The sequence below is a fragment of the Planktothrix mougeotii LEGE 06226 genome, from assembly GCF_015207485.1.
In the GTDB taxonomy this organism is placed as follows: Bacteria; Cyanobacteriota; Cyanobacteriia; order Cyanobacteriales; family Microcoleaceae; genus Planktothrix.
Window position 1 is genome coordinate 1 of the sequence record NZ_JADEWU010000002.1, and the last position, 13,067, is coordinate 13,067.

The following is a 13,067-nucleotide window of genomic DNA, read 5'->3' on the forward strand; positions in this document are numbered from 1 at the left end:
AAGTTGTCTTTTGTTGAGGATTTAAGTGCTTACTCAACCCTTCAGGGTTACTCAACAAATGCCAGCCATCCCCCTATTTCTAGGTTTCGACTGAACGAATCGCACTTTCGTGCTGCATTCAAATCAGAGTTATGGTAGTGACCATTAGGGCAATTAAAATCCTGTCGATTTCTTTTGCCAATAACACCACAAGTTGAACAAGATTTAGAAGTATAGGGTGCAGGTCTTTTAATTAACTTCAATCCTTTCAAAGCTAACTTATAATTAAGTTTCTGTTCCAAAGAATAATAAGACCAATTATGTCGAGATTCGCCTGAATCAGAACGAGATTTCTGGCTCTGTTTCATCGTATTTCGACAACCTTCCAAATCCTCAATAACAACATCAGCATTATGGTATTCAGCAAAACGAACAATTCGGCGACTAATAGTATGGTTAATAGCATCCATCCAACGTCGCTCTTTTTTGTTCCATTTCTTTAAAGCTCGAAACTTCTTAGCTTCTTGAAGTTGTTGCCTTCTTAGTTGAAAATAACGTCTTCGATGTTTAACACTGTGACCTTTAAAGAACTTGCCGAAACCCTGTTTTGGTGCAACTACCGCTAAATTATTCTGCCCTCGGTCACATCCTAATCTTTTCTCTGTCTTAACTTCTGGAACATCCTCAGTAATTGACAGATAGGCATACCATTTATTTCGATGTTTAATTAATTTAAAAGAACCCCCTTGAATTGTTCCCTTTAGCAATCCATCTAAAACAGGTTGCCAATGAGGAGATGCAACTTCAACGGGGATTCTTTTTTCACCTTTGAGGGTTGGAAAACTAATTGAATAGGTATCTCCTTTTAGGGTTAACTTCCAGTTTTGGTTGTTAACTTCTATCGGGAGAACTTTATATTGTTTGGTTTTACGACCTGTGGGTGATGTGGTATGTCGAATAACTTGATTAACCAAGGCAGATTTTAACTCGGACATGATTTTAGCTGTTGTCATTTTACGCCGTTCTTTGATTGGCAATGACAACAGCTTATTAGCAATTCGCGTGTTTTCTTCCGTCATTTGCTCAAACATTTGAGCTTTACAACGGTTGAGATTCAGGAATTTCAACTTAATAGTCCGAGTTACTTTTATCATGTTAACCATGATAACATAGGATTATTTACTCCGCCTAAAGGCGGGTATTCTACATCCCACGCTTGAAAGACGTGGGCTTTGAATACGGTTATTGTAAAATTCCCATAGTTATAATAAACGACAGCCCTGGTGTAAAACCATTTAATGATGAATTCTGCCTTGCAGTACCCAATTTTTGGCCCAGAGATTAGTTGTCCCCATTGTCGTCAGCAAATTCCGGCCCTGACGCTGACGGATACCTATTTATGTCCCCGTCATGGCGCTTTTGAAGCTGACCCGAATACAGGTGAGTTGGTTCATTTGCAATCGGGTCGTCATTGGCGAGAATGGCAGGGAGAATGGTATCGACAACATACTCATCCCGATGGCATTCGATTTGAAATTCATGAAGCGTTAGACCGACTCTACACCCAAGGTTATCGGGCTACCCGTGTGGTGATCGCTAAACGCTATCAAGAGTTAATCAGTGCCTATTTAGAACGCAGTGCCCCTTGGCGCAATGGGACAGATACTACACAACCGAGATTATACGGTTTACCTGTGGAATTTAGCCCCGATGCCAAGGATGAACCGTGCTGGGATGTGATTAATTTTGATTTAGATAAAGAACAGGGAGTACCCGTCCGTTATCCCTATTTTCGATTATTTGAATAGGGAGAAAATTCATGCACCATGCGTCAATTCGGACGGCTAATATTCATCGAGCGATCGCTTTTTATGAAACCCTGGGATTTACGGTTTGTGAACGGTTTACAACGGGATATACCTTAGCGTGTTGGATGGAAGGGTTAAACGGACGAATTGAATTGATTGAAATTCCCCAACCGAAACCTGCTCCTGATGCGTTCTCGGATGAGAATTATGTGGGTTATTATCATCTTTCGTTTGATTTAACAAATCAAGTTTCTGATTTAGCCAGTTGGTTAAATGATCTTAAAAATCAGTTTAATCAAGGAGTTACAGAACAGCCCAATTTATTTCAACCGTTAAAGATTCTATTAGAACCTATGCAACAAATGATCGGAGATCGGGTGTATGAAGTCATGTTTATTGCGGACACAGACGGTTTACCTTTAGAATTTATCCGCATTTTGTCGGCTGTCTAACCAACCTCCACCCATTCCCTAAGAATGTTGTTCATAAAAATATAGAATTCAAAGTTTCCAAACTTGATATAATTTTTCTAAAAGTTTAGATCAAAACTTTGAAGCCTAGAGAAGTTCTGATTTTTTAAATAAAAGGGTAAAAACATGATAAAATTTAATTTTGATTTTAAATTATTATTTAAACAAATCTCCGTTGGTTTAGGTGTATTATTGATCCTGATTTTAGGATTGAATGCTATCCTAATGCAACCCGCTTTTGCTGGGGTTGATTTATCCCGACAACCAGCAACGGAAGTTACCGTTAGTTTAAGTAATGAATCAGGAGAATTAAAATTTTTCCCGGATCACTTCCAATTTGAAGCTGGAAAACCCTATAAATTAATCTTAAAAAATCCCAGTCCCGGTAAACATTATTTCACCGCTAAAGATTTTGCGGATATGAGTTGGACACAAAAAGTTGAGTCTGGAAAATTAGAAGTTAAAGGGGCCATTCACGATTTAGAATTAAAACCGGGTGGGGAAGCAACCTGGGTATTTGTTCCCATCAGAACTGGAACTTATAGTTTACGCTGTTCTATCCCCGGACATACCGAAGCTGGAATGAAAGGGGAAATTATGATTACCGAGAACTCGTGATTACAAACGTAAAGATTTATTAATAAAATTTGGCTTAGGTAAAGCTTTATGATCTGGATTTAAAGATTGAGTGAAATTAAGACCTATCAGAGTATAGAGGGAAACTGGATGAGGGTGATTATAGTATATTGAAGAATATCAGGGGTATTATTCGCATATTTTCTGATGCAAAAACGGTTTTTCAACCGAGATCAGTTCCCAACTGAGCTAATAATTAACACTGCATCTGAGGGAAATAGGGCCGACTGAAACCCACAACCCACAGGGGGTCATTATGACAGGGTTAGAATTGGCTATTTTTATTGTAGGGCCGTTAGTTTCGTTTTTATTTGCGATCGCATTAACACCCAACAAACCGGAGATTGTTTCTGATCAGGAACATTCTCATATTTAATTTAATGAAGGTCTACGGGAGTGAGGGCAAAAGTCTCGTAAACTAGAGTCAGATTATTCTGACGGTTAAAACCGATGATAGGTTCCATAACTTTTAAACGGTTTTCACAAATTCTACTCGGTGGTGTGAGTGGAATTTTTATCTTGAGTTTTCATCAAGCGCAAGTTGCTGTATCTTTGCCGAATGTTGGGTTACCAACTCAAAATCAGGTTCTTCCAGCCGAGATTAATTCTTCTGAAGATTACATCGAAAAACCGGCTATTCCCCCTTTAGGAGAACCAGACCCCTTTATCCCCAGACAACCTTTCCCCACTCCCAATTTAAACAAGCCTGAAAAACCTTATTATTCTTTAATTCCAGAACGCTATAAAGGCAAAACTGTTAATCACGTTTCTCCTCGAAATCAAGAAAAAGTAATTGCCTTAACCTTTGATGATGGCCCTTGGTTAGACACCTTAAAAGTGTTAGTGGTTTTACAACAGTTTGATATTAAAGCCACATTTTTTATTTTAGGTCGCAATTTAGTATTATACCCTGAAATTATACAACAAGTGGTTCAAGGGGGTCATGCGGTTGGGAATCATACTTGGACACATCCTTATGTTAAAATGGAGTCCCAGCAGGCAAAATCAGAAATTGAAAATACAGCCGCAAAATTACAGTTGATGACGGGGTTAAAAACCCGGTTATTTCGTCCTCCTGGCGGCATTTTAGATAATGGAACTGCGGAGTATGCTCGCAGTAAAAACTATGCGATTATTATGTGGTCAATTGATACGAAAGACTATCAACAAGCTTCGGCTGAAATTTTAGCAGATCGGGTTTTAAATCAAGCCCGTCCAGGGGATATTGTTTTAATGCACGATGGCGGTGGAAATCGGTTTCAAACCATAGAAGCTTTAAAGATGATCATTCCTGAATTACAAAAACGAGGCTATCGGTTTGTCACTGTTCCTGAATTATTAGCCTTATCTGAATAGTAAGCTAAATTCCACGAACGAGGTAATCATTGATGGAATTTTAGCCAACGCACTCTAGTCTCATCATTTCTCCAACCTTTGACAGATGAATTTTAGAGTTTTAACTCTTTAAACTAACAAAATGGTCAATGATTCAATTGAGCTTATACAGTCCAAAAATCCACTATTTTAAAGCTCAGATTGTTCATGCAAACTTTAATAGTAAATTCATCATCATTAGGAGAATAGCATGGCATTAAACAATAACAGTTCATCTAAAAAGCGGGTGGCAATTTTAATTGAAAATGGAGTCGAAGATGCAGAGTTTCTGATTCCTTATAATGCCTTTAAAATGTCCGAGGTGGAAACCGTTGTTCTTGGTTCTCGGATGAATGAAAAATACAAAGGAAAACAGGGAAAAATGACTCATTCTGCCGATGGAACGACGACAGAAGCCCGTCCAGAAGACTTTGATGCTGTGATTATTCCGGGGGGAATGGCACCCGATAAAATGCGCTGTAACCCCAATACAGTTAAATTTGTGCAGAATATGATGGAGCAAGGAAAATGGGTCGCTGCGGTTTGTCATGGCCCCCAGGTATTAATTGAAGGAGATTTATTGCGCGGAAAAAATGCAACGGGGTTTGTGTCTATTCGCAAAGATATGATGAATTCTGGGGCAATTTATCTAAATAAACCTGTAGTTATAGATGGTAATTTAATCACCTCTCGTCAACCCGGAGATTTAGCGATTTTTACCACTGCAATTTTACACCGATTAGGCTTAGGAAAACAGGCAGGTCTTCCTGATGAAAATAACAATTTAGCGGAATGGTGGAAATTAGCGGATGCTTGGGGAGGTTCTACCAAAGGAGAAATTGCTAAAGCATTGAATACGGCTTTAGCAGGAGAACACTATTCTTTAGAAGCCTTAGAACAGTATGCCGAAAAAGCGGATTATCTAAAATTAAAATTACTGTTGAAAGATTTTATTGCGATTAAACGGCGACATATTGATCAATTAGAAACTCGTTTGCAAGAGTTAGGAGAAAAACCGAGTTTACCATCAGCAATGGCGGAACCCTATGCGAAGTTAAAAAGTGGGTTACAGTCTAGTGATGATATAGCGGTTACAAAACGAGCATTAGGGGATATTCAAACCGGGGTTGTTGATGTTTTTAATTTACGGGCTCAAACCACTGACCCAATTTCAACGGCTTTATTTACCGAAATTGAACAACATTTAGCAGAGCAAGAACAACAATTAGTCGAACTTTATCAAACCATGTTAGGGTCAAAATCTCCTGAACCTGCGACCCCTTCTACGGGTGCTGCTATCAGTCTGTAAGTTGTTTGAATTAAGGGCTAAAACCCAACAATAACAGGACTTACGCAGAAACCGGGTTTCTTGTTCCGTTTTTATTAATACAGTCTACTGTCCTTGAGAGAAACCCGGTTTCTTGAGCCTCATGCGTAACTCCTGAATAAATTTTTTTGAGCGATCGCTTCTTAATCTCATTGTCCATAATTGGAGAAGAGAGGCGATCGCTATTTTATCGCGTGAATCTAAATCAATTGTACAACTGTTTTGATTCCAAAATTATCGTAAGGGGGAGGTAACCTCGCCCCTACCTAGAAATCACAGTATTTTTGGGGATTAATAATTGGGCTGACTATTTTATACAATTGATTTAAACTTGCTATATAGCGGTTTCCTATTCTATCTGCTAAACAGCCAAATCTTTTAATCGCATGGAATATGATATGTCATTTTATGATTGGGGTTCCGGGTTCAGGAAAGTCAACGATTGCTCAACAACTTGCGGAAATTACCCAGGGTATTATTATTTCTACAGATCGAATTCGAGAGCAACTTTATGGGGAGGAAATTATTCAGGGGAATTGGTCTGAAATTGAAGCAGAAGTTTTAAGACAAATGGAAACGGCGATCGCTTCTTCTCAACCGATTATTTATGATGCGACTAATGCTTATCCCCAATGGCGACTCGAACTGTTAGAAAAAATTGCTTTAATTTCTCCTGAAATCCCTCGTTCTTGGATGGCTTGGGTATTAGAAACCCCGATAGAAATTTGCAAACAATGGAATCAAAATCGCCAGCGCCAGGTTCCTGAATTTGTTATTGAAAAAATGGGACAAGCGATCGCAAACTTTCCTCCCACTTTATCAGAAGGATTTATTACCATTTATCCTGTCAAACCCGGACATCTCGATTTAAAAATCCTCTTAACCACTAACTATTAACAGTCAACAATTAACTTAAAACCGAGTTTCATACTCAAACCGAATTTCACTTTCATTATTAAAATTTGTAGCTCCACGTAACAATAAATTATCATTCAGACGATAATTAATATTAAACAGAAAAGGTTGATGAGCCGCTAAGACACGACTTAAAGACACATAGGTATTATCGGTTACATCTAAACCGACTTCAATTCCGACCCCTAATGCGGAAGCTCTTCCACTTGAACCCCGTTCAGCAACCCGTGAGGGATAAATTCTAAATTCCGTTAATCCCGTTGCATTAATAATATCCTGCTGTAGCTTACCAAATAATCCCGCACTGGCAATATTTGCTAATACTAATGTACTATCATCTTGAATGCCTTGAATTACACTTCCACCCAATAAAGCGACTAATTCATTTTGAGAACGAGGCGGAGAACTTTGTAACTTAATAATATCATTAATTTCCGATGCAGGGCCACGCACAAGGGCAACAATACGGATCGTTCGCACCGTTCCAAACCGAGACGGACTTAAGGCTTCCGTTTGTTCAGCCGGGAATGCAGAGGGAGGAGAAACAAAGCGCACCGCTTCAGGAACACGGGTGACTAAGCGAACATTTAAAATGGGGTCGAGTCCCTCAGAAGGAACAAAGATGGCTTGTTGGGGATAGCCTCGATCTAATCGTAATTGACTCGTATAAAGATTCACTTGTCCTCCGGTTAAGTCAATGGTTCCTTGAGGACGAATATCATTAATACTCGCTAAACTTCCATTCAATTGAATTGTTCCTTGGGCTGTAAAATTAATTAAAGGAGCATCTAAAATCGGGGGAGTCATAACTTGAATATCATCGGCTAACGTGAGTTTTAATCCATTTAAACTGACATTAACTGGGGGTTGAGAATTCGTTTCCGGGGTATCGGTTGGTAAGGTGGCGGTTTCTTGAGACGGTAAAATCACTCTTCCCTGACTTAATACGACTTCTCCGCCTAATTTGGGTTTTAAAGCTGTTCCTGTAATTGTGATAGCACCGGAAGCATTTCCTTTATAGAGATCGGGTAAATTTAAGGTTAATTGATCTAAGCTTAATTGTAGGGGAGTTTGCAGATCGGGATCGGTTTCAGCAAAGGGATAAGACACGGGTAAAACGCCACTTAAGAGGATATTTCCGGTTCCTTTATCTCCTTGTAATTCGCCTTTAATTTCTTTAACGTGAATGCGATCGCCTGTAAATAAAGCGGTTCCACTTAATCCGACAATAGACTGTTCTAAACTGCGGGCGGTTAAGACTGCATCTTGAATTTTAAATAATCCTTCAGGTTTGAGATTGAGTTTAATTCCTCCCGTTTCTGGTTGTTGCAAACTGCCACTAATTCTTAATTGAACTAATCCCTTTCCTTCTTGCCAATTTAACTCAGGATTCAGTAAATTAATCACCGCTAACCCTTCATCTTTAATATCCACTCGTACATCCACTAAATCGCTTTCGGGAGTGACTTTAGCAAAGGGTAATTGAAAGGGAAGAGTGCCTTTAAACGCAATCGGATCAACTTCAGTAACTAATAAACTACCTCCAAATCGTAGGCGAGCATTATTATAACTAAAACTGCTTTGAGCTTCTTGAACGGGATCACCATTTACTGTTGCTTCTAATAAGGTTAATTCTCCCGATGCTTGGGGATTATCTAAAGTTCCCCCCACACTCGCGCGAACATTTAATTGTCCGGTTAAATCAACATTCGGTAAATCGACAATTTTTTCAATTTCTTCTAACCGGATATTTTTGACTCGTAATTGACCAGAGGGTTGTTGATTGGCTAAATTTAATTGTCCGCGAAAATCATATAATGCTGCGCCCGAACGCAATTGTATGGGTTCAACTCGTAAGACATTATCGGCAAAATTAGCGTCTAATAAAAACTGATTAGCCCTATATTTTCCATAGTTCCAATCTTCACCTTTAACCGTTGCAGTTGCTTGAATTCCTGATGGAATTGAGCCTTGAAAAGCAATTTCTCCGGTAAATTTTCCTTGTAAATCTTGTAAGGGTGGTAAAGGTTCCTGCGCCGCTTCTTCAATTGATTGTTGTACGATTTCTTGAATTTCTGCAAATCGTCGTAATTGTTGCAATAACGTAGGATTTCCCGGTAAACCGACGGGAACTGGGGCGACTTCTGCGGCTGTTGCATAGTCGGGGGGTTTTAATCCTCTGGCTAAATCTTCTAAATTAAAGATTTTTAAAGCGGTTAAGACATCTTGTAAACTGCCTTGAGGGATTTTAATCGTTCCTTCAAATTGATTGGATACAGTCGATAAATTTTGAGTGTTGGGTGCGGAAAGACTCGCTAAAATTTCAGAAACCTGGGCTTTAGTATTAATTAAAACTTGAGTGATACCTTTTTTCAGTTCAGCATCCGTTAAGGTGGCAATTCCATTTTGATAATTAAAATTTCCTTTAAAGGAATCCGCTTGAATATATCCTAAAGCGGGTTCTTGAACAATAATATTTCCTGTTGCACCGATTTGATTCAGATTAAAACTGGCTAAATTAGAAACTGTAACTTGTCCCGATGCTATCCCGTTTAACAGTCCAATATCGAATTGGGCTAAGGGAGAAAGGCTTAAGGCTTGTAGGGGAAATTGTTCTAAACTAATGTTTAAATTATTTCCCTGAGATTGTCCAACTAATAAGCTTTTATCCCGTTGAACTAAAAATGAAATTGGTAAGTATTTATTATCTAAAATTAGTTCTATTTTATCTTGTTCCCCTGCTAAAGCAACATTCACCTGTTGACCGGGAGTAATATTAACGGTTCCTGCTAAAAGGGGATCAAAAGTGACATCCCGCAGGGCAAAATTATTTAATCTTAAATTTCCGTTGAGATTCAAAGCGGAAAGAGTTCCCGTTAACTTGCCATTAAAATTAACAATTCCCGCCACTAAAGGGCTATCTCCGGTTGTGACTTCTGGGGGTAAAGTTGCTAAAATATTTTGAGCTAAGGGAGATTGTAAATCAAAATTATTGACCCGAACATTTAAGTTTAAATTCGAGAGTTGGGGAATGCCATTTCCTTGAAATTCAACCCCAATAAATCCATCGGTTGAAAATCCTGGGGTTTCAGCTTTTTGAATATTAATTTGTTGACCATTCCAACTCGCAATTGCATCAAAGGGTTGTTTAATAATCGGTAATTCTGTTAGCCGTAATTGACCTAAAGCTTGTATTGTTCTAGGATTAATAGACGCTAGATTTCCCTGTCCGAGGATTTCAGTATTTAATAATCCTCGTAATAAAGGCATATTTTCTGCTTGGTCTAACAGTCCGTTTTGACGTAAATTAGCCATGAGTTCAGGAATTTGAGATTCAACTAAATTTGAGAAGCGACTAAGGGCAATTTCATCTCCTTTAAAACCTGCTTTCCATTGTCCTTGTTGGGTTTCTCCAGTTGCTAAAACTAAGCCTCCTCCTTGACCTAAATTAACTTGTCCATCCAGACTTGCAATTAAATTATTAGGCGAAAAATTCGTTAAATTTCCGCGAAAGTTAGCTGATCCCTGGAGAAATCCTCCTTGTAAATTTAAAGCGTTAATTTCAGTAACTAAACTGGGTTGTAAATTGGCTAAGGGTAATCCTAAATTGATTAAAGGTTTCAGAGGAATTTGATTGGTAATGACTTGAGCTATTAACTGATTATTTTGTAATTGTCCTTCTGCATTAATTGTACCGCCAAAATTCCCTAAATTAACTTGTCCTGATGCGTTAGCAATAATGGTATTTAGGTTTAAGTTATCTAAATTTCCCGTAATATTTCCGCCTGCGGTTAAACGACTATTCCGCAGGTCAATTGTTTGAATTTGGGTTTGAACATTATTGGGTAAATTAGCGAAGGGTAAACCTAAATTAATCCAAGGATTTAATTGAACATCCCTGGCGTTAAATTCGCCTTGAAACTGTCCTTGATTGATTTGACTATTGGCGGTAATGATTCCTCCTAAATTCCCTAAATTAATTATTGTTTTTGCGTTTCCCGTGAGGCTATTAGGGGTAAAATTTTCTATATTACCGTTGAGAGAACCTGCAATTTGTAGAGTTCCTTGGCTGAAATCTAAATTTTGAATTTGTGCGGTTGTAGTCTGGGGTAAATTTGCTAAGGGTAATCCAATATTAATTAATCGAGGTAAGGCTAAATTATCGCTGGAAAATTCTGTTTGAAATAGTCCGTTTTGTAGTTGAGCGATCGCATTAATCGTGCTATCCTGAAAATTAAGTTGAATTTGACTATCAGCAATTAAAGTATTGAGAGAAAATTCTTTCAAATTTCCTGATAATTTTGCAGCGAGATTTAAACGACCATCGGTCAAATCAACAGATTGAATTTGTTGTTTTGTCGCATTAGGAATGGGGGCAAATAATAAACCTAAATCAACTAAAGGCGTGATTGCAATTTGATTTCCTAATATTTCTGCATTCCAAATATCATTATTATTTTTTTGAGCAATCAGATTTAGATTACCGTTAGCAATTTCAACTTGTACTTTCGCCGTTGTTCCTGCAAATTGAGCTTGACCCAAAATCGGATAGGTCGCCGAGGGTAAGCTAAATTTAGCCTCACCTTTTAAGTTGTCTAAATTTCCAGAAACTTGAGCATTTGCGGATAAATTACCAATTCTAAAACTTGGTAAAAGTCCATAGGATTGAGCGATGGCATCCCCTGGAATATTATCCACTATAAAATCTAACTTAACCGTCGGATTAAAATCAACTTTTCGGGTTGTAATCTCAGGCTTTGGAGGTAAGGTTTGGAGCGATTGATTCGGAGTGGGTTTTTGTTGACGGATAATGACTTGATCACCGGGTTTAAGCAGTTCTGGTTGGGAGTCTAATAATGCAGTTAATCCGTTTAATTGAACTTCTCCATTTCCCTTAACTGACCCTCCAACGGACGGTTGAATTAATAAATTTTGGATACCGATAACCGGATCGGCTAAAATTTTAAAATTGGGATCAAATTTTGCTAATACATTAAAATCCGTTTGAATGGTATCAAAATAAATTCGATCAATTAACGTTTTTTCAGTGGTAGCAATCGTTCCTGAAATTTGAGGGGTTTGTAAATAGCCTTTTAAGTTGACATTAGCTTTTAATTCTCCCGTAACGGGAAAGGGTAAATTGAGAGGTTTACCTTGAATTCCTTCTCCGGTTTTTAACAGTGTTGAAACTTGAACAGGTTGTAAATTAGCTGCTAAATTAACTTGAGTTTTAGCCAATTCTAAATTAGGATTTGTTAAAACAGATCCCTTCAAATTTAGAGCTAAATCTCCCATTGTTGTATTAAACTGATCAATAATCAGTTGAGTTCCCGCAAATCGTAATTTAGCTTGACTTAAATTAACCGTATCGGGAAGATTTTCAACCCCAACTTTAATTTGATCTAAATTTAACGTTCCCCGAACATCTAAGGGTTTATAATTATCTAATTTAACGCTTAAATTTGTATTTAATTTACCTTGTTTGACGGACACACCCGGAGTAGAAACAAACCAGGCGATTAAGGGTAAATCTATCCGATTGGCTTGAATTTGAGCATTGACTCTGCCTGGTTTTAGTAAGGCATCTCCCTTAATGGCAAAGGTTCCAGTATCCCCAATTGTTCCGGCTAAATCTGCTTGAATTCGTTCATTATCTTCCCTTAAGTTAGCTCTAACTTGATCAACCCCGATTAAAATTGGTTTTTGTGTTTTAGTTCCTTTAGCATTAGCTCTCAAAATCTCATAAGGCATTAAATTAATTTGAGCCTTTTCTATGCCAATCGTTCTAAAGACTAAAGTAATGGGAGGATTCGGATCTAAATTTAGTTTTGTATTCAGCCAATTTCCTGATGCGTCTTCCTCAATATAAACATTAGGTTTAATTAAAGTAATATCCAGTTGAACTTTTGGTTTAAATAAAGATAAAAGGGAAAAATTAACTTCTACTGCTTCCGCTTGTGCTTTGTCGGTATCTGTTGCTGTCGGGGGAATTGATGAGTTACCAAAACGAATACTATTAAGGGTAAATCCTTCAACGGGGCCAACATTAACAGGCCGTTGTATAATGGTTTCTAAAACACCGCCAATAATCGGTGCTAACCGATATCGAATAAACCAGGCGGCTGTTGTTCCTACTGTTAAGAGGGTGATTCCGCATCCGACACCCCCCCAAACCAGGATGCGCCTTAATCGTCGTCGGGGATGTAAAATTGGTTCAGAATTGGGATTAGGAGAATCAGTCATCTCAAATCTGGCTCTGGGTGAATCAAAACACTATTATAGAAGCAATTGAGACTTTAGCATTTTAGCAGTGAACTGTATAGCATAGCAGGTGGATAAAATTAATAATTTGTTAAGGCGAACTTCTTGTTCATAAAGTTGGATTCCTGTATCAATATTAAACTTAAATTTAGGGGGTTTTCAAAAGTTTACACTCGTTGATTAACAGGTAAGCTACAGCGTTCTGATCACTTAAATTTTATTTAATTTTAATTAATTAAGTATTCTCCCGGAGTTAAATTTCCACAATCCATTCAATCATCACCTAGAATTCAGTGC

8 protein-coding genes are annotated in these 13,067 nt (G+C 38.1%); 6 read left to right on the forward strand and 2 right to left on the reverse strand.

What is annotated here, in order from left to right; genetic code table 11:
* Nucleotides 1–47: 47 nt before the first annotated feature.
* Nucleotides 48–1,142, reverse strand: a complete 1,095-nt coding sequence (locus IQ236_RS01050; RefSeq protein WP_228041365.1) for a transposase — start codon at nt 1,140–1,142, stop codon at nt 48–50.
* A 135-nt stretch (nt 1,143–1,277) separates the two neighbouring features.
* On the opposite strand from IQ236_RS01050, the gene IQ236_RS01055 reads away from it, so the two are divergent.
* The 6 genes from IQ236_RS01055 (at nt 1,278) to IQ236_RS01080 (ending at nt 6,491) form a co-directional block, all read left to right on the forward strand.
* Complete coding sequence (locus IQ236_RS01055) at nt 1,278–1,787, forward strand: TIGR02652 family protein (RefSeq protein WP_190516452.1); 510 nt, start codon at nt 1,278–1,280, stop codon at nt 1,785–1,787.
* An 11-nt stretch (nt 1,788–1,798) separates the two neighbouring features.
* Nucleotides 1,799–2,239, forward strand: a complete 441-nt coding sequence (locus IQ236_RS01060) for a VOC family protein (protein WP_193867569.1) — start codon at nt 1,799–1,801, stop codon at nt 2,237–2,239.
* A 144-nt stretch (nt 2,240–2,383) separates the two neighbouring features.
* Nucleotides 2,384–2,875 (forward strand): plastocyanin/azurin family copper-binding protein, encoded by a 492-nt coding sequence (locus tag IQ236_RS01065; protein WP_193867570.1) that lies wholly within the window; start codon nt 2,384–2,386, stop codon nt 2,873–2,875.
* Nucleotides 2,876–3,343: 468 nt separating this feature from the next.
* The gene (locus tag IQ236_RS01070; protein ID WP_193867571.1) at nt 3,344–4,249 is read left to right on the forward strand and encodes a polysaccharide deacetylase family protein; all 906 of its coding nucleotides are present in this window, start codon (nt 3,344–3,346) and stop codon (nt 4,247–4,249) included.
* Between the two features lie 229 nt (nt 4,250–4,478).
* Complete coding sequence (locus tag IQ236_RS01075) at nt 4,479–5,576, forward strand: DJ-1/PfpI/YhbO family deglycase/protease (RefSeq protein WP_193867572.1); 1,098 nt, start codon at nt 4,479–4,481, stop codon at nt 5,574–5,576.
* 411 nt (nt 5,577–5,987) lie between these two features.
* Nucleotides 5,988–6,491 (forward strand): ATP-binding protein, encoded by a 504-nt coding sequence (locus IQ236_RS01080; protein ID WP_193867573.1) that lies wholly within the window; start codon nt 5,988–5,990, stop codon nt 6,489–6,491.
* A 15-nt stretch (nt 6,492–6,506) separates the two neighbouring features.
* Here the strand turns inward: IQ236_RS01080 and IQ236_RS01085 are convergent, their stop codons facing one another.
* The gene (locus IQ236_RS01085; RefSeq protein WP_193867574.1) at nt 6,507–12,752 is read right to left on the reverse strand and encodes a translocation/assembly module TamB domain-containing protein; all 6,246 of its coding nucleotides are present in this window, start codon (nt 12,750–12,752) and stop codon (nt 6,507–6,509) included.
* Between the last annotated feature and the right edge of the window lie 315 nt (nt 12,753–13,067).

What these genes read in the sequence shown, in the direction of transcription:
- IQ236_RS01055 (WP_190516452.1), top strand. Translation starts at nt 1,278, where the DNA reads ATGATGAATTCTGCCTTGCAGTACCCAATTTTTGGCCCAGAGATTAGT.
- IQ236_RS01065 (WP_193867570.1), top strand. Translation starts at nt 2,384, where the DNA reads ATGATAAAATTTAATTTTGATTTTAAATTATTATTTAAACAAATCTCC.
- IQ236_RS01050 (WP_228041365.1), bottom strand. Translation starts at nt 1,142, where the DNA reads ATGGTTAACATGATAAAAGTAACTCGGACTATTAAGTTGAAATTCCTG.
- IQ236_RS01085 (WP_193867574.1), bottom strand. Translation starts at nt 12,752, where the DNA reads ATGACTGATTCTCCTAATCCCAATTCTGAACCAATTTTACATCCCCGA.
- IQ236_RS01080 (WP_193867573.1), top strand. Translation starts at nt 5,988, where the DNA reads ATGATATGTCATTTTATGATTGGGGTTCCGGGTTCAGGAAAGTCAACG.
- IQ236_RS01060 (WP_193867569.1), top strand. Translation starts at nt 1,799, where the DNA reads ATGCACCATGCGTCAATTCGGACGGCTAATATTCATCGAGCGATCGCT.
- IQ236_RS01075 (WP_193867572.1), top strand. Translation starts at nt 4,479, where the DNA reads ATGGCATTAAACAATAACAGTTCATCTAAAAAGCGGGTGGCAATTTTA.
- IQ236_RS01070 (WP_193867571.1), top strand. Translation starts at nt 3,344, where the DNA reads ATGATAGGTTCCATAACTTTTAAACGGTTTTCACAAATTCTACTCGGT.